The organism is Enterobacter sp. 50793107, from assembly GCF_001463365.1.
GTDB lineage: Bacteria > Pseudomonadota > Gammaproteobacteria > Enterobacterales > Enterobacteriaceae > Enterobacter > Enterobacter cloacae.
In genome coordinates this window covers 24,022-38,846 of sequence record NZ_LNII01000138.1, presented here as the reverse complement: position 1 = coordinate 38,846, position 14,825 = coordinate 24,022, and the positions used below count along the sequence as shown (strand labels likewise).

The 14,825-nt window shown below is 53.3% G+C and carries 17 protein-coding genes; 12 read left to right on the top strand and 5 right to left on the bottom strand.

What is annotated here, in order from left to right; all coding sequences use genetic code 11:
* The first annotated feature begins 196 nt into the window (after positions 1-196).
* Entirely contained in the window at positions 197-664 is a 468-nt protein-coding gene (gene slyB, locus APU11_RS17925; RefSeq protein WP_013096912.1) for an outer membrane lipoprotein SlyB, read from the top strand.
* Between the two features lie 198 nt (positions 665-862).
* The gene (locus tag APU11_RS17920) at positions 863-2,224 is read left to right on the top strand and encodes a GGDEF domain-containing protein (RefSeq protein ID WP_058651525.1); all 1,362 of its coding nucleotides are present in this window, start codon (positions 863-865) and stop codon (positions 2,222-2,224) included.
* Between the two features lie 33 nt (positions 2,225-2,257).
* Here the strand turns inward: APU11_RS17920 and slyA are convergent, their stop codons facing one another.
* Positions 2,258-2,701 (bottom strand): transcriptional regulator SlyA, encoded by a 444-nt coding sequence (slyA, locus tag APU11_RS17915; RefSeq protein WP_020688303.1) that lies wholly within the window; start codon positions 2,699-2,701, stop codon positions 2,258-2,260.
* A gap of 186 nt (positions 2,702-2,887) precedes the next feature.
* Between slyA and APU11_RS17910 the strand changes: the two genes are divergently transcribed.
* The 3 genes from APU11_RS17910 to APU11_RS17900 are packed head-to-tail and all read left to right on the top strand — an operon-like array spanning position 2,888 to position 6,014.
* The gene (locus APU11_RS17910; protein ID WP_013096914.1) at positions 2,888-3,124 is read left to right on the top strand and encodes a DUF1656 domain-containing protein; all 237 of its coding nucleotides are present in this window, start codon (positions 2,888-2,890) and stop codon (positions 3,122-3,124) included.
* A gap of 2 nt (positions 3,125-3,126) precedes the next feature.
* On the top strand, positions 3,127-3,987 hold the full coding sequence (locus tag APU11_RS17905) for an HlyD family secretion protein (RefSeq protein WP_058651523.1): 861 nt from the start codon (positions 3,127-3,129) through the stop codon (positions 3,985-3,987).
* Positions 3,987-6,014 (top strand): FUSC family protein, encoded by a 2,028-nt coding sequence (locus APU11_RS17900; protein ID WP_058651522.1) that lies wholly within the window; start codon positions 3,987-3,989, stop codon positions 6,012-6,014. The genes APU11_RS17905 and APU11_RS17900 overlap by 1 nt, the downstream gene beginning before the upstream one ends.
* Here APU11_RS17900 and sodC read toward each other — a convergent pair.
* From sodC to APU11_RS17885, 3 genes are all read right to left on the bottom strand, one after another.
* Positions 5,993-6,511, bottom strand: coding sequence for a superoxide dismutase [Cu-Zn] SodC (sodC, locus tag APU11_RS17895; protein WP_013096917.1), 519 nt, complete (start codon positions 6,509-6,511; stop codon positions 5,993-5,995). The two genes, APU11_RS17900 and sodC, sit on opposite strands and share 22 nt — an antisense overlap.
* An 81-nt stretch (positions 6,512-6,592) precedes the next feature.
* A complete protein-coding gene (locus APU11_RS17890; RefSeq protein ID WP_038419214.1) occupies positions 6,593-7,489 on the bottom strand; it encodes an aldo/keto reductase family oxidoreductase in 897 nt (298 codons plus the stop codon).
* 48 nt (positions 7,490-7,537) lie between these two features.
* Positions 7,538-7,777, bottom strand: a complete 240-nt coding sequence (locus tag APU11_RS17885; RefSeq protein WP_038420902.1) for a DUF1289 domain-containing protein — start codon at positions 7,775-7,777, stop codon at positions 7,538-7,540.
* Between the two features lie 148 nt (positions 7,778-7,925).
* On the opposite strand from APU11_RS17885, the gene eptA reads away from it, so the two are divergent.
* The 5 genes from eptA (at position 7,926) to rnt (ending at position 12,598) form a co-directional block, all read left to right on the top strand.
* Positions 7,926-9,551, top strand: coding sequence for a phosphoethanolamine transferase EptA (eptA, locus tag APU11_RS17880; RefSeq protein WP_058651521.1), 1,626 nt, complete (start codon positions 7,926-7,928; stop codon positions 9,549-9,551).
* A 41-nt stretch (positions 9,552-9,592) separates the two neighbouring features.
* Positions 9,593-10,192 (top strand): TetR/AcrR family transcriptional regulator, encoded by a 600-nt coding sequence (locus tag APU11_RS17875; RefSeq protein WP_028028082.1) that lies wholly within the window; start codon positions 9,593-9,595, stop codon positions 10,190-10,192.
* Positions 10,193-10,245: 53 nt separating this feature from the next.
* A complete protein-coding gene (locus tag APU11_RS17870; RefSeq protein ID WP_013096922.1) occupies positions 10,246-11,343 on the top strand; it encodes an alkene reductase in 1,098 nt (365 codons plus the stop codon).
* Positions 11,344-11,443: 100 nt separating this feature from the next.
* Positions 11,444-11,851, top strand: coding sequence for a lactoylglutathione lyase (gene gloA, locus APU11_RS17865; protein WP_013096923.1), 408 nt, complete (start codon positions 11,444-11,446; stop codon positions 11,849-11,851).
* Between the two features lie 96 nt (positions 11,852-11,947).
* Positions 11,948-12,598 (top strand): ribonuclease T, encoded by a 651-nt coding sequence (gene rnt, locus APU11_RS17860; RefSeq protein WP_013096924.1) that lies wholly within the window; start codon positions 11,948-11,950, stop codon positions 12,596-12,598.
* A 43-nt stretch (positions 12,599-12,641) separates the two neighbouring features.
* Here rnt and grxD read toward each other — a convergent pair whose 3' ends face one another.
* Entirely contained in the window at positions 12,642-12,989 is a 348-nt protein-coding gene (gene grxD / locus APU11_RS17855; RefSeq protein ID WP_003832760.1) for a monothiol glutaredoxin 4, read from the bottom strand.
* A gap of 338 nt (positions 12,990-13,327) precedes the next feature.
* Here grxD and APU11_RS17850 point away from each other — a divergent pair, with 338 nt between their 5' ends.
* Both APU11_RS17850 and sodB read left to right on the top strand, forming a co-directional pair.
* Positions 13,328-14,101, top strand: a complete 774-nt coding sequence (locus tag APU11_RS17850) for a C40 family peptidase (RefSeq protein ID WP_029882772.1) — start codon at positions 13,328-13,330, stop codon at positions 14,099-14,101.
* A 122-nt stretch (positions 14,102-14,223) separates the two neighbouring features.
* A complete protein-coding gene (gene sodB, locus APU11_RS17845; protein WP_029882771.1) occupies positions 14,224-14,805 on the top strand; it encodes a superoxide dismutase [Fe] in 582 nt (193 codons plus the stop codon).
* Positions 14,806-14,825: the final 20 nt, after the last annotated feature.

Here is a 14,825-nt window from a genome sequence, read left to right as displayed (position 1 = left end):
TTGCCATCAGGCGATAATATTTTTTAACACTCTCAGTGAGGTAACGCGTCGAAATTTTGTTTATCTCTCGTTAAGTCAAATTCAAGTACAATTTTCCGATTGTTAGTGCAAAGATATGAACGATGGCCCTTTATGCCATATAATTTAGCCATAACGGATGCCCGGATTGGGCGTTTTTGGTGAACAGGAGATTCAAATGATTTTACGTGTACTGGGCGTTTCGCTGATTGGTTTAACTCTGGCTGGCTGTGTGAATGACAGTTCACTTTCTGGCGACGTTTATAGCGCTTCTGAAGCGAAACAGGTTCAGAACGTGACTTACGGTACGATTGTTAACGCACGTCCTGTTCAGATTCAGGGTGGTGACGAGAACAACGTCATGGGTGCCATCGGCGGTGCGGTTCTGGGTGGCTTCCTGGGCAACACCGTAGGCGGTGGTACAGGCCGTTCTCTGGCGACTGCGGCAGGTGCCGTTGCGGGTGGCGTAGCAGGTCAGGGCGTTCAGGGTGCGATGAATAAAACCCAGGGCGTAGAGCTGGAAATCCGTAAAGACGACGGCAGCACCATTATGGTTGTGCAGAAACAGGGCAGCACCCGCTTCTCTGCCGGTCAGCGCGTCGTGCTGGCAAGTAACGGTAGCCAGGTTACCGTTTCTCCGCGTTAATTCATAAAAAGGATGTGGCTGCCAGGCCGCATCCTTTTACAAATAGCATCATTACAATAAATAGTTTTACAAAATTTATTCAGGCAATGAATAATTAACCACGCCTTATCTTGTTCCTGCGCAAAGTATTCCCCTCTCTTTTGCATTAGGCTAATCTCAATTAACTTTTTTATTTATTATTTTCGTTGAAACATACTTATGCTTGCGATCTCCCGGTACGTGAAAAAGCCCTATATTCCATTCTGTTTAGGGTGCATTGTCGTCATAGGAATATTACAAATTTTATTTTTAAAACTGGTCGAATGGGTTCCCTCTTTCTCACCGCTTTTATTCCCTACACTCACCATTTTTTTACTGGTATTCCATCTGTTTATTGCCTGCTTTATGGCCATGAAGTACTGGTGTGACAGAAGACGGTTGTACCTGATTGCTATCGCTTTTGCCTTTGCCGGTTCAGCCATGCTGATGGTGGGTACGCTTACCAGTTTCCCGGCCTGGCTTGATCTCTACCAGCTCAACGTCGTGGACTATAACGATACGATGATCTTCTTTATGTACCGCCATCTGTTAATGGCGGTACTGATGATTGCGTCGGCCCTGCTGTATATCGTCAGGGATAATCCGCTTTCACGTGCGGCGCATATCGCCATTGTTGCCGGTACATTTCTGTTTATGGTGGGCATGGTGCTATTGGCCTGGCTTAGCTCCAGCCACTCATCATTAATGTCGTTAGACCTGGTGGATAATGAAACCCATCAATTTATGGTTCTCTGGAGCCATGCAATAAATATCGTCTTGATTATTCTTTGGGTGGTGACATTAGCAACGCTAATGGTTATTACCCGCGTACGCAATATTTTCTGGGTGGGCGGTAATTTTTTATGTGTCTGTTATATCGTGACGCTCGCGATGCTATTAGCAGGCGGAAACGCCGAGGATATTTCATGGTATCGAGCGCGCTTATTTGAAACTGTTGCGACGTTATTGATTATTTTTGTTCTGCTTTATGATGTCTTTAGACTCTATCGCGACTCACATTTGAAATATCAACAGTCGTATCAAAACTCGATTCGCGATCCTCTGACCCGCCTCTACAATCGCAGCTATTTTTACGACTCGCTAAACCAGGCACTCAGTGCCTGTAAAGCCAGCCGTCCGGTTTCGGTTATTGTCAGCGATCTCGACCGCTTCAAGCGCATCAACGACTGCTACGGCCATCTGCAGGGCGACAAAGTATTGCAGTTTGTGGCGCATCTGCTGATGGATTCCGTACGGCCTCAGGATATTGCCGCACGTATTGGCGGTGAGGAATTTGTGTTGATGTTAACCAACACCTCTTCAGAAGCCGCGTACCAGGTGGCGGAACGCATCCGCCTGAAGCTGAGCAGCTTTGATAAGACCAGCAGCGGGGGACAGCTCCCGGAGCCCATTACCATCAGCATGGGCGTCTTTACGGCAACGTCCGTGGAGACGACAGCTGAAGAGTGTGTGGAAAAGGCTGATAAAGCGATGTATAAGGCGAAAGAGACGGGTCGCAACCGGGTGATCGTCTTCAGATGATAAAAGGCCTTGCGAATGCAAGGCCTGATAAAGTCAGGCGTCGCGTGCCTGCAGGTCGTGAATGTTCTGCTCAAGGCGTCCAATCAGACTAATGAGCATTTCAAGCTCCGCAGGGGAAACCCCGGACAGGATCTCACCGCGCGTTTTGGTAATCACCGCTTCCATTTCAGTGATAATGGGAGCCGCTTTCTCAGTGAGTTTAATCCGCTTGGCGCGACGGTCGCTGGCACAGGTTTGTCGGGAGATCAGCCCCTTCTCTTCCAGTTGGTCAAGCGTACGCACCAGCGACGGCTGCTCAATACCAATCGCCTTTGCCAGTTGAATTTGTGACTGGTCGGGCGGCAGCTGATGAATGTTGTGCAGCGTGACCCAATGCGTCTGTGTCAATTCCAGAGGTTTCAGGCGATGGTCAATCAGAGCACGCCAGACGCGTACCAACCTTGCCAGATCAGAACCTAATGGCGATTCCAATTTCATCTCCTTATAATTAGCTTGCTAAGTTATTATACTGATTTTAGAATAGTGTGCAGCATTTGTATTGCCAAAACAAATGCATTACGACATTCATCAAATTTAAAAGTATGACTTACACTGAAAAGTGATGTTCCATCTCATTAAGACAAGCCATCCCGGCATTCTGTTCACTGCAAAGGATCTCTGCTCGTGACGTTTTTTCATCGCTCAGAGGGGCTGCCCCTTCAGGACCTGATCTTCGGTGCATCAGTCTACTTTCCTCCCCTGTTTAAAGCCGTTCTGGTGGGCTTTGTGATCTGGCTTGTCGCGCATCGTCTGCTCCGCGACTGGATGTATTCTGGCGAGATTTGGCACCCCATGCTGATGGATCTCTCCCTGTTCGCCCTCTCCGTGTCTCTTGGCCTTGCTGTGCTGATTGTGTGGTGATTATGCCCCTGAAAACGCTGAAGTACTTTTCCACCCTCTTTGTCCTGGCTCTGGCCCTGGTTGCCGGCTGGTGGTTATGGAATTTTTATATGCAATCACCCTGGACACGCGACGGTAAAATTCGCGCTGAGCAGGTGAGTATCACCCCGCAGGTATCTGGCAGTATTACGGCGCTTCTGGTTAAGGATAACCAGTTTGTTAAAAAGGGAGATGTTTTATTCCGCATTGACGACACCCCTTACCATATTGCGATCCTTAACGCCCAGGCGCAGCTGGCTAAGGCCCAGACTGAGCTGGCGAAAGCGAACAATGAAGCCACGCGTCGTCGGCATTTATCACAAAACTATATCTCTGCCGAAGACCTGGATACCGCCAACATCAACGTCAAGGCGATGCAGGCCAACGTCAATGTGGCAGAGGCCACGCTCAAACAGGCGCAATGGGAACTGACGCAAACCGTGGTACAGGCCCCTGTCGATGGCTGGGTGACGAACCTCTCTGCCCGCGTGGGTAATTATGCCACCACCGGCCAACCGATTTTCGCGCTGGTCGACAGCCACTCGTTTTACGTCGTGGGCTATTTTGAAGAGACCAAACTTCGCCACATTCGGGTAGGTGCCCCTGCCACGATAACGCTTTATAGCGGCTCGCAAAGGTTACAGGGTCACGTTTCCAGCATTGGCCGTGCCATTTACGATCAGAGCGTTGAAACCGATTCTGGCCTGGTTCCCGACATCAAACCTAATGTCCCCTGGGTGCGCCTGGCCCAGCGCGTGCCGGTTCGGGTTGAATTTGACCGCTTACCGCAGGGGTTAACGCTGGTCTCCGGCACAACCTGTACTGTCTCGATCGGAACACCCTGATGAATGCCTTCTCCTGGCGAAATCTGCCGTGGATGAAAGCAACGCGCCCTCAGTGGCGCTACGCCCTGCGCAACGGCATTGCCATGTGCCTTGCGCTGACCGTCGCCTACTATCTGAACCTTGACGAGCCTTACTGGGCCATGACCTCCGCGGCGGTCGTGAGCTTCCCGACCGTTGGCGGAGTGATCAGCAAAAGCCTTGGGCGCATCGCGGGCAGCCTGCTCGGTGCCACTGCGGCGCTGATCATTGCAGGCCATACCCTGAACGATCCGTGGCTTTTTTTACTGAGCATGGCGGCATGGCTGGGATGCTGCACCTGGGCCTGCGCCCACTTTACTAATAACGTCGCCTACGCCTTCCAGCTGGCGGGCTATACCGCGGCGATTATTGCCTTTCCGGTAGTTAACGTTCTCGATACCACCGAGTTATGGGATATCGCCCAGGCACGCGTCTGTGAAGTCATCGTCGGTATTCTGAGCGGCGGGTTTATGATGATGATCCTGCCCAGCACCTCCGACGGCACCGCGCTTATCACGGCGCTGAAGACCATGCATACCCGCTTGCTGGAACATGCGAGCCTGCTCTGGCAGCCGGATACAAACGATGAGATTCGCCTGGCGCATGAAAAGGTGATTGGTCAGATCCTGACCATGAATCTGTTACGCATTCAGGCCTTCTGGAGCCATTATCGTTTTCGCCGCCAGAATACCCTGCTGAACTATCTGCTTCACCAGCAGCTACGGATGACCAGTGCGATCTCCAGCCTGCGCCGGATGTTACTCAACTGGCCAACGCCACCGGAAAACACCCGCGCCATCATTGAAACGCTGCTCGCAGCCCTTGCCCGCCCGGATGCCGACATCTACACGGTGGCCCGCATTATCGCCCCGCTTGCACCGAAAGATGAGTACGATTATCGCCACCGCGCCTTCTGGCAGCGTCTGAACTACTTTTGCCGCCTGTATCTGCGCAGCAGTCGCTGGATCAAGACCGTTGAAAATGCCACGCCGATAACGGAATTCGCCGTTCCCAGTAGCCCGGCGCTGGCGCGGCACACTGACTATCTGGAAGCGCTGTGGAGCGGTTTTCGAACCTTTTGCGCCCTGACACTGGTGGGGGCATGGAGCATCACCACGCAGTGGGAATCTGGCTCCGCCGCGCTCACGCTGGCCGCCATCAGTTGCGTGCTCTACTCCGTCGCCGCCTCGCCGTTCAACTCGCTTACGCTGCTGCTGCGCACGCTGGTGTTGTTATCGCTGTTCAGCTTTGTGGTCAAGTTCGGCCTGATGGTGCAGATAAGCGACCTGTGGCAGTTCCTGCTGTTTCTGTTTCCGCTGTTAACCACGATGCAGCTTCTGAAGCTGCAAATGCCAAAACTGGCGGGGCTCTGGGGTCAGTTGATTGTCTTTATGGGCTCGTTTATCTCAGTCACAAACCCGCCGGTTTATGATTACGCCGATTTTCTCAATGATAATCTGGCAAAAATCCTGGGCGTGGGTCTGGCGTGGCTGGCTTTTGCCGTATTACGCCCCGGCTCAGACGCGCGTAAAAGCCGACGCCATATCCGCGAGCTTCGTCGGGGGTTTGTCGATCAGCTCAGCCGTAAACCGCATCTGCGTGAAAGTGAGTATGAATCGTTGGTGTACCACCATGTCAGCCAGCTCAATAACAGCCAGGACTCGCTTTCCCGCCGCTGGCTGCTGCGCTGGGGAGTGGTCCTGTTGAACTGTTCCCACGTGGTCTGGCAACTTCGCGCATGGGAGACACGCTCCGATCCGCTGTCGCAGGTGCGCGACGTGTGCATCTCTCTGCTACGCGATGTGATGAGTGAACGCGGCGTTCAGCAACGCCCGCTGGAAGCGACGCTGACTGAACTGCAGCGGATCTGCGACAGTCTTGCTCACCACCATCAGCCCGCCGCGCGTGATTTAGCGTCGATAATCTGGCGGCTGCACTGTTCCCTGTCGCAGCTGGAACAAGCGCCACCGCCGGGGACGATTGGGGATCAGATCACCCCGCAGGCATAGCGTGCCCCACCACCGCCAAGCGGTTTCGGCTGATCGGACATATTGTCGCCGCCGACGTGGATCATTAGCGCCTTGCCTTTCACCTCATCCAGCTTTTTGAGGCGTGGCGCAACAACCGGATCCGTGGCTTTGCCATCATTATTTACCACGAGCACGGGCAGATCGCCCAGATGGCCCATTCCGTTTGGGCCCTCATGCTTACCGGAATGTTGTGGGTCAAGGTGGCCGCCTGCCGCCTCTGCTGCCGAGGGTTTACCCTCTTTTAACGCGGGCTGACAACTCCCCTTCGCATGAACATGAAAACCATGTTCGCCGGGAGGCAGGGCCTTGAGATCGGGCGCAAATTCCAGTCCTTTGTCGGTTTCAGTGATTTTCACTGTGCCGATGGACTGACCTACGCCCTGCGAGGTGACGAGATTCATTTCTACTTCATCGCTGGCTGCCTGCGCCCCTGCGCAAACAACCAGCGTGACCAGTGCCAGAGCAAAACGCTTCATATGACCTCCGCTGGTTATTTTTTGCCTCTTAAGTGTATACCAGAGGCAAAGATTTCACCGGAAAGTCACATTTTTACCGGTTTACGGTACGTCGTAACCGAGCGCAGCTTTGCGGATGCGGAACCACTGCTGACGGCTCATCTGCAGCTCTTCAGCCGCCAGGGCAGAACGCACGCGTTCAATTTTACCGGAACCAATGATCGGTAGCGGTTTCGACGGCAGACGCAGGATCCACGCGTAAACCACCTGTTCGATGTTCTCAGCGTTCAGTTCACGGGCAATGGTTTCCAGCTCATTGCGCAGCGGCTGGAATTCATCGTCATTGAACAGACGACCGCCACCAAGGCAAGACCACGCCATAGGACGGATGCGCAGCTGTTGCAGCTGATCGAGCGTACCATCCAGCAACAATGGCTGATGCACCGGGGAGATTTCCACCTGGTTGGTGGCCAGGGTAAAGGGCAGACGAGACTGCAGCAGCGCAAACTGCGCCGGGGTAAAGTTTGAGACGCCAAAATGACGCACTTTGCCGCTTTGATGCAGCGTCAGGAAGGCTTCAGCGACCTCATCGGCATCCATTAACGGGTCGGGACGGTGGATCAGCAGCAGGTCGATATGATCCGTTGCCAGGTTCACCAGCGACTGCTCGGCGCTTTTGATGATGTGTGCGCTATCGGTAATGTAATGACCAAGGGTATGTTCAGGTTTTGCCGTCGTGGCAATACCGCATTTGGTGACAATTTCCATCCGCTTACGCAGCGCCGGAACCAGCTTGAGGGCTTCTCCGAACGCCGCTTCACACGCATAGCCGCCATAAATGTCAGCATGATCGACGGTGGTGATCCCTAAATCGAGGTGCTCCTCAATGAAGCTCGCCAGTTGCAGGGGGGACATATTCCAGTCCATCAGGCGCCAGTAACCCATCACAAAGCGGGAGAATTCTGGCCCCTGGGGGGCAAGGGTAATACGCTGAACCATAACATTTTCCTCAAGGAAGTGATGTCATGAGTATACGCAATAAGCGTGTTAAAACAGTGAAGGTTGCTGGGGTTCTTCGGTTTCACCCGGCTTGTTTGCACGTATTTTGCGCAGAAACCGCTGGCGGCAGAGGCGAAGCACCTCCTGCTTTTGCATGTCGCTGAAATTTTGCCAGTTAAACCGCTCGTCGCGGGTACGCATACACCCACGGCAATAACCGCGTTCATCCACCTGACAAATCCCCCGGCACGGGCTCTGGATGGGGAAAAACTCCAGCTGCTCTGCCACGTTCACCTCCGAATACCGACACTCACCTACAGTGAAGACGTTAAACGCCCCACGTGCAAGGGCTTTACCACAGTTTTGTGGCATTAAGGTTTCACTAATCTTCCCTCTCTATACTCGCCTCATCAATATGATGACAGGTTTCTTTTCGATGTGGTTAACGAAGAAGTTACAGTGTAACGATATAAAATTCACTCTGGGTTGTGCGCTTTTCTTTACGCTGATAAACGCACTGTTTATTCAACGTAGCTGGGCCATTATTGCCCCGGCAAGGCTTCACGATATTCTTTTTGCCGCGTCCGTGCCGCTGGTGCTGTTCTGCGGCTGGGTGATTGTCTTCAGCCTGCTCAATATCCCCTTTATCCGTAAGCCGCTGCTGATCGTCTTAACCGTCGGCTGTGCCGCGGCAACGTACTTTATGTATACCTATGGCGCGGTGATCGATCAGAACATGATTGTTAACGTGTTCGAAACCAACTCTCAGGAAGCCACAGCGCTGGTCACGCCGCAGATGATTCTGTGGATTGTCATAGCAGGACTGGTTCCTTCCGTGGTGTTGGCGATGACGCGTATTCAAACCGGAAAATGGTGGTATGCGCTGCTGATGCGCGTTGCCGCCATGCTTGGCGCCCTGCTGGTGATCATCCTCGTCGCCGCCGTGTTTTATAAAGATTATGCGTCGCTGTTTCGCAACAATAAGAGCATCGTCAAGATGGTCACCCCTGCTAACTACGTCAGCGCCATGATGAAATACAGCAAAATGCGCTGGTTCGAAGGTGACCAAACGCTGGTGCGTATAGGTGAAGATGCGCATAAAGGCCCGCTGATTGCAGGTCAGAACAAGAAAACGGTTCTGGTGCTGGTTGTCGGTGAAGCCTCACGTGCCGCGAACTACTCGCTGAATGGTTATGGCCGTGAAACGAACCCGGAACTGAAAAAGCAGGATGTCATCAACTTCCCGCAGGCCACGTCATGCGGCACCGAAACGGCCGTTTCCGTTCCCTGCATGTTCTCCGGGATGACGCGCAGCAAATACGATGCCGACCTGGCGCATCACCAGGAAGGGTTGCTCGATGTGCTCAAACACGCGGGAATCAACCTGCTGTGGCGTGACAATGACGGCGGCTGTAAAGGTGCCTGCGACCGCGTACCCCATACCGATATGACCCAGTGGAACCTGGATCAGTTCTGCAAAGACAAGTCCTGTATTGATGATGTGAACTTCTACCGTCTCGACAACGTGCTGGACGGCCTGAAACAGGACACCGTACTGGTTATCCACCTGATGGGCAGCCACGGCCCGGCTTACTATCACCGTTACCCGGACAATTTCCGCAAATTCACCCCAACCTGCGAAACCAATGAGATTCAGGATTGCGATCACCAGGCGCTGATGAATACCTATGACAACACCATTCTGTATACCGACAGCGTGGTTAGCAAAACCATCGATGCGCTGAAGGCACGTCAGGCGAATATGAACACCGCGCTGATTTACCTTTCCGACCACGGCGAATCGCTGGGCGAAAGCGGAATTTATCTGCACGGCACGCCGTATATGCTGGCGCCAGAGCAACAAACGCACATTCCGTTTATGTTCTGGTTATCACCGGACTACGCGAAAAACTTTGGTATCAACGCGCAGTGCCTGCGCGACTATGCTGCAAAAAATGCGGTTTCGCAGGATAATCTGTTCTCTACCGTACTGGGTATGATGGATGTGAAATCAACGGTTTATCAGCAGCAACTGGATATTCTGAACGCATGTCGTCAGTAAACGCCCTTGCAATAGACCGAACGGTCTATTAGAGTTTGGCCATGAGCAGAAATACTGAACACGATACACGCGAACATTTACTGGCGACCGGCGAGCGGCTTTGCATGCATCGCGGGTTTACCGGTATGGGGTTAAGCGAGTTACTTAAAACCGCTGAAGTGCCAAAGGGGTCGTTTTATCACTACTTCCGATCCAAAGAGGCGTTTGGCGTGGCGATGCTGGAGAGGCACTATGCCAGCTACCATCAACGCCTGGCCACCCATTTCGCCAGTGGTGAAGGAAACTATCGGGATCGTGTTCTCAACTACTATCAGGAAACGCTGAACCAGTTCTGTCAGCAGGGCATTATCAGCGGTTGCCTGACGGTAAAACTCTCTGCAGAAGTGTGCGATCTCTCCGAAGATATGCGTGCGGCAATGGATAAAGGTGCCAGCGGCGTGATCGCCCTGCTGGCGCAGGCGCTTGAGAATGGCCGCCGTGAAAAAACGCTGGCCTTCGCCGGTGAGGCGTTAACCCAGGCGCAGGTTTTATATTCGCTCTGGTTAGGGGCGAACCTGCAGGCCAAAATTTCCCGCAGTGCCGTGCCGCTGGAAAGCGCACTGGCACATGTTAATAGCAGCATTACTGCGCCTGGCGTGTAGCAGGCGTTTTTATTTACTTAATTACTAGTCGACTGGTCTACTCAGGAGTCGTTATGTCAGCTGAAAAACTTTTCACCCCACTGAAAGTGGGCGCCGTCACCGCACCAAACCGCGTGTTTATGGCCCCACTCACCCGTCTGCGCAGCATTGAGCCGGGTGATATCCCAACCCCACTGATGGGTGAATATTATCGTCAGCGCGCCAGCTCTGGCCTCATCATCACTGAAGCCACGCAGATTTCCGCACAGGCGAAGGGATATGCCGGCGCACCAGGCCTGCACAGCCCGGAGCAGATTGCCGCCTGGAAGAAAATCACCGCTGGCGTTCACGCCGAAGAGGGTCGCATTGCGGTTCAGCTGTGGCACACCGGTCGTATCTCTCACAGCAGCATTCAGCCTGGCGGTCAGGCGCCGGTTTCCGCGTCAGCCCTGAATGCGAATACCCGCACTTCCCTGCGCGATGAAAACGGTAACGCGATCCGCGTCGATACCTCAACGCCACGCGCCCTTGAGCTGGATGAGATCCCGGGTATCGTGAACGATTTCCGTCAGGCCGTAGCTAACGCCCGCGAAGCCGGTTTTGATCTGGTTGAACTGCACTCCGCGCACGGTTACCTCCTGCACCAGTTCCTTTCACCGTCGTCCAACCACCGCACCGACCAGTACGGCGGTAACGTCGAAAACCGCGCCCGTCTGGTGCTGGAAGTGGTTGATGCCGTTTGTCAGGAGTGGAGCCCGGACCGTATTGGTATTCGCGTCTCCCCAATCGGTACGTTCCAGAACGTCGACAACGGTCCGAACGAAGAAGCGGACGCGCTGTATCTGATTGAAGAACTGGCGAAACGCGGTATCGCGTATCTGCACATGTCCGAGCCGGACTGGGCCGGTGGTCAGCCTTACTCTGAGGCTTTCCGCCAGAAAGTGCGCGAGCGTTTCCACGGGGTGATCATCGGTGCGGGGGCCTATACGCCTGAGAAAGCCGAAGATCTGATTAATAAAGGGTTGATCGACGCCGTGGCCTTTGGTCGTGATTACATTGCCAACCCGGACCTGGTTGCCCGTCTGCAGCAGAAAGCAGCGCTGAACCCACAGCGCCCGGAAAGCTTCTACGGCGGCGGCGCGGAAGGCTATACCGACTACCCTACGCTGTAATCTCTCCGTTGTGCATTGATAGCGGCGGCCTTTCGCCGCTATACTAAAACATCGTTTCTGTTCAAAAAGATACTCTACTCCATTGGTTAATGAGGAAATTATGCGCCTACTTCACACCATGCTGCGCGTTGGCGATCTGCAACGTTCCATCGATTTCTACACTAACGTACTGGGTATGAAGCTGCTGCGCACCAGCGAAAACCCGGAATACAAATACTCGCTGGCATTCGTGGGTTACGGCCCGGAAACGGATGAAGCGGTTATCGAACTGACCTATAACTGGGGCGTCGACAGCTATGAGCTGGGCACGGCGTATGGCCACATCGCGCTGGAAGTGGACAACGCGGCAGAAGCCTGTGAACGCATTCGCAGCAACGGTGGCAACGTCACGCGTGAAGCGGGCCCGGTAAAAGGCGGCACCACCGTGATTGCGTTTGTTGAAGATCCAGACGGTTATAAAATCGAGCTTATTGAAGCCAAAGACGCCGGTCGCGGTCTGGGCAACTGATCCCTCAGGGCGCACTATGCGCCCGTTGTTTTACTGCATCCCACGCCAAAATTTGCCATAATGCGCTCTGCTTTTTTCCCCTTGTAAGAGACCCTGATGTCCGATAACGCTCAACTTACCGGTCTGTGCGACCGTTTTCGTGGTTTTTATCCTGTTGTCATTGATGTCGAAACAGCCGGATTTAACGCTAAAACCGATGCGCTGCTTGAAATTGCCGCCATCACGCTGAAGATGGATGAAGAGGGCTGGCTTACACCGGACACCACGCTGCATTTCCACGTTGAGCCCTTTGAAGGCGCAAACCTGCAGCCAGAGGCGCTGGCGTTTAATGGCATCGATCCGCATAACCCGCTGCGCGGTGCGGTGAGCGAATATGACGCGCTGCACGCCATTTTCAAAATGGTGCGTAAAGGCATGAAAGAGAGCAACTGCAGCCGCGCCATTATGGTGGCGCATAACGCCACGTTCGATCACAGCTTTACGATGGCCGCCGCCGAGCGAGCCTCTCTTAAGCGTAACCCCTTCCACCCGTTTGTGACCTTTGACACCGCCGCACTGAGTGGCCTGGCACTGGGACAAACGGTCTTGTCAAAAGCCTGTATTACGGCCGGGATTGAGTTTGACGGCACGCAGGCGCACTCCGCGCTGTATGATACGGAGCGCACCGCAGAGCTGTTCTGTGAAATAGTCAACCGCTGGAAGCGTCTGGGCGGCTGGCCGCTGGCGATGGGCGACAGCGAAGAATAAAAAAAGCGACCTTTTAAGGTCGCTTTTTTATTTGCGCAGAAAATTACTCTGCGTCCGGCTCTTCGGTTTTGTACTTCGCCGCCGTCTCTTTGATTAGCTGCTGCAGTTCGCCGCGCTGATACATTTCAATCAGGATATCGCAACCGCCAACCAGTTCACCGTCGACCCACAGCTGCGGGAACGTCGGCCAGTTCGCGTATTTTGGCAGCTCAGCGCGGATGTCCGGGTTTTGCAGGATATCAACGTAAGCAAAACGTTCACCACAGGCAGACAGCGCCTGAACCGCTTGCGCGGAGAAGCCACAGCTTGGCAGCTTCGGAGAACCTTTCATATACAGCAGAATTGGGTTTTCAGCGATCTGGCGCTGGATTTTTTCAATAGTGGTGCTCATGTCTTGCTTCCTTTAACTTCTGTTACGGCATTAGTCTGACATTGTAGCGGTTCAGACTGGCATCGGAAAATAACATTTTTGTCACGTATAGCTATTTTATCGCGAGTGGCGAAAAGTTGCATTGTAAATGGTGCTTAACCCTGCGGCAGGCAGGGTTTTGCTTAGGGTGTGAACAATTGTGCGACAAATCGATGAATTTTTTTGCACTTGCTAACGAAACAGGTTTTTAGATTGAAAAATGCTATTAACTTCTCGGGTTTTTATGGATTAGAATCGACGGGCTTTGTAAATCACACGCGGGTATTATTGATGACCTGCATTTATCAGGGGACTGCCCAGTGGCGCGGATAAATAAAATCTCGATCACGCTCTGTGCTTTACTGTTTACATCACTCTCTTTCACGCCAGCGGCAAACGCCTCTCAACAGGCGCGGCACTCTGCTGTGCAAAAAACGCATCTGGCAAAAACCACAGAACGTAAAAAAAAGACTACCAGTAAGAACGAAAAGAAAAAAACAACCGCTCAAACGAAAAAGACCGCCTCCAGCAAATCGAAATCAACATCTTCCCGCACTGCCCTCGCATCGAAACGTAAAGCCTCAAAAACTGCTGCCAACCTCGTAACGGAAAAATGCACCACGCGCAAAGGGCATAAAGCCAAATGCACGAAAGTGACAAAAATTGCCGACGCGCATAAGGTTCGGGTACAGAAAGCGCAAAAAACGGCGATGAATAAGCTGATGGGGCAAATTGGCAAACCGTATCGCTGGGGTGGCACCTCTCCCCGCACCGGTTTTGACTGCAGCGGGCTGGTGTATTACGCCTATAAAGATCTGGTGAAATTCCGCATTCCGCGCACCGCCAATGAAATGTACCACCTGCGCGACGCCGCCCCTGTTAACCGTGGCGAGCTGCAAAATGGCGATCTGGTCTTCTTCCGCACCCAGGGTCGCGGTACGGCTGATCACGTCGGCGTGTATGTGGGTAACGGGAAGTTTATTCAGTCCCCACGAAGCGGTCAGGACATTCAGATCACCTCGCTTAGCGAAGACTACTGGGTGCGTCACTACGTCGGCGCACGCCGCGTCATGACGCCGAAAACCATCCGCTAAACCCTGCCCTGCCGTCACCACGGCAGGGTAAGTTCCTCTTTTGCATACCCTTTCAATTTGCTATCCTGTCCTTGTTGTCTGTGTGGTTATTGGCAACGCAAAATACAATAAGGAGAGAAGCAATGTCGTTCGAATTACCTGCACTACCGTATGCAAAAGACGCCCTGGCACCGCACATTTCTGCGGAAACCCTGGAATATCATTACGGCAAACATCACCAGACCTATGTCACCAACCTGAACAACCTGATCAAGGGCACCGATTTTGAAGGCAAAACGCTGGAAGAGATCGTCCGCAGTTCAGACGGTGGCGTATTCAACAACGCTGCTCAGGTGTGGAACCACACCTTCTACTGGCACTGCCTGGCACCAAATGCTGGCGGCGAGCCAACCGGTGAACTGGCTGCTGCGATTAACGCCGCCTTTGGCAGCTTTGCGGAGTTCAAAGCGAAATTTACCGATGCCGCAATCAAAAACTTCGGTTCTGGCTGGACATGGCTGGTAAAAGAGGCCGATGGCAAACTGGCTATCGTCTCCACGTCTAACGCGGGTACACCACTGACCACCAGCGCGACACCGCTGATGACCGTGGATGTCTGGGAACACGCGTACTACATTGATTACCGTAACGCGCGTCCTAACTACCTGGAGCACTTCTGGGCACTGGTTAACTGGGACTTTGTGGCGAAGAACTTCGCCGCGTAAGAGAGATGCAGAAGGGTTTC